Source organism: Micromonospora tarensis, from assembly GCF_016803395.1.
In the GTDB taxonomy this organism is placed as follows: Bacteria; Actinomycetota; Actinomycetes; order Mycobacteriales; family Micromonosporaceae; genus Micromonospora; species Micromonospora tarensis.
Window position 1 is genome coordinate 1 of record NZ_JAEVHL010000470.1, and the last position, 1895, is coordinate 1895.

Genomic DNA, 1895 nt, shown 5'->3' on the forward strand with positions numbered 1-1895 from the left:
ATGATCGACGGAGCGGGGGGCTGGGTGCGGGCGGGGGCGGGTCGCCGGGGGATGGCGAAAGCCCGTCCTGCCGGGGCGGGACGGGCTTTCGGGGTGTAGCCCCGACCGGATTCGAACCGGCGCTACCGCCTTGAGAGGGCGGCGTCCTGGGCCGCTAGACGACGGGGCCAGAACCTCTTCCGTTCACCACCCTCGCGGGCGTGCGCCTGTAGTCTAGCGGCACCGTCCGTTGTGCCGAGCGCGGGGTACCGGGGCCACGGCGGGCCGGCGGTAGTGGCGCAGCGGGCCGGCAGGAGCGCAGCGGGCCGAGCGCGACGGGGCGGACCGCACCGACCCGGACGGACAACGGAAACAGCCCGCCTCACCAGGTGAGACGGGCTGTGCACAATGTAGCCCCGACCGGATTCGAACCGGCGCTACCGCCTTGAGAGGGCGGCGTCCTGGGCCGCTAGACGACGGGGCCAGAACCACTTCGCTCCCCCACCCTTGCAGGTGGAGGAGCTGCACTCTACCAGAGATCACTCTCCGCCCCCGAAGGGGCGGAGACGAACTCCGTCAGAATCCAGCGTCTGGGATTCTCGCGAATTCCAGCAGCGCTGGGGTACCAGGACTCGAACCTAGACTAACTGAACCAGAATCAGTCGGGCTGCCAATTACCCCATACCCCATTGGCCCCTTGCGGCGCCGGGAGTGAACTTTACCCTCCAGGTGCCGGCAGGCCAAATCCGATCCCCCTGAACCATCCGTGAGCTGCGGAAACAGGGGCATCCGACGGATCAGGCGACGGGAACCACCGGGTTGCTGAGTTCGCCGATGCCCTCGATCCGCACGGTGACGGTATCCCCTTCGAGGAGCGGGCTAACCCCGGCCGGAGTGCCGGTCAGCACGACATCGCCGGGCAGCAGCGTCATCACGTGCGAGATGTACGACACCAACCCCGGCACATCGAAGACCATGTCCTTCGTCCGGCCGAGTTGGCGTACCTCCATCTCCTCCGGGTTGCGACCCACCTCGCACCGGATCTCCAGGTCGGAGACGTCCAGGCCGGTGGTGATCCACGGGCCGATCGGGCAGAACGAGTCGAAGCCCTTGGCCCGGGTCCACTGCCCGTCCGAGCGTTGCAGGTCGCGGGCGGTGACGTCGTTGGCGCAGGTGTAGCCGAAGATGGCGCGTTCGGCGGCGGCCCGGTCGGCGCGGCGGGCACCCGGCGCGCCGATCACGACCGCCAACTCCGCCTCGTGCTCGACCTGCTTGGAGAAGATCGGCAACCGGATGGCGTCCCGGGGCCCGATCACCGAGGTGGACGGTTTGAGGAAGAGCAGCGGCTCCTTGGGCACCTCGTTGCCGAGCTCGGCGGCGTGGTCGGCGTAGTTGCGACCGACGCAGACCACCTTGCTGGGCAGGATCGGGGAGAGCAGCCGGACGTCGGAGAGGGCCCAGCGGGCCCCACTGAAGGAGAGTTTGCCGAACGGGTGGCCCTCGATCTCGGCGATGGTCAGGCCCTGCGGCCCGGCCTCCGGCTCACCTTCGACGGCACCGAACGACATTCCCTTGGCATGGGCGAAACGAGCGATACGCACCCGGCCAATCTAGCCCCGCGAGCGCCCCGACCGGCCAGGACCGGCGCCTGGGTGTGCTCAAACCGTCAGCGCGCGGCACCCTACCGGAGCCGGAGGTGACCGGGGCGGGCTTCCCGACTTCGTACCCGCACGGAGGCGACGCGCCCCTAGCGTCGGCTCCGGAGGTTCGTTCGTATGCCTGCATCGACACGACACCACAGAGCCCTCGCAGTGTTCGTGCACTGCCTCGGCATCCTCGCCGCCGTGCCGGCCCTGCCGGCGACGGCTCCGGAGGCGGCCGCCGCGCCAGGCCCGACGGCAGCCACGCCGCCGCCG

Annotated in this window: 1 protein-coding gene and 3 tRNA genes; all 4 read right to left on the reverse strand. The window is 69.9% G+C overall.

The features are described from left to right. Window positions 1-96: 96 nt before the first annotated feature. Window positions 97-169, reverse strand: a tRNA-Glu gene (locus tag JM949_RS35605). Between the two features lie 221 nt (window positions 170-390). Beyond that, a tRNA-Glu gene (locus tag JM949_RS35610) sits at window positions 391-463 on the reverse strand. A gap of 133 nt (window positions 464-596) precedes the next feature. After that, window positions 597-668, reverse strand: a tRNA-Gln gene (locus JM949_RS35615). Window positions 669-776: 108 nt separating this feature from the next. Then, window positions 777-1580: a fumarylacetoacetate hydrolase family protein gene (locus JM949_RS35620; RefSeq protein WP_203152429.1), complete on the reverse strand. Its 804-nt coding sequence runs from the start codon at window positions 1578-1580 to the stop codon at window positions 777-779. Between the last annotated feature and the right edge of the window lie 315 nt (window positions 1581-1895).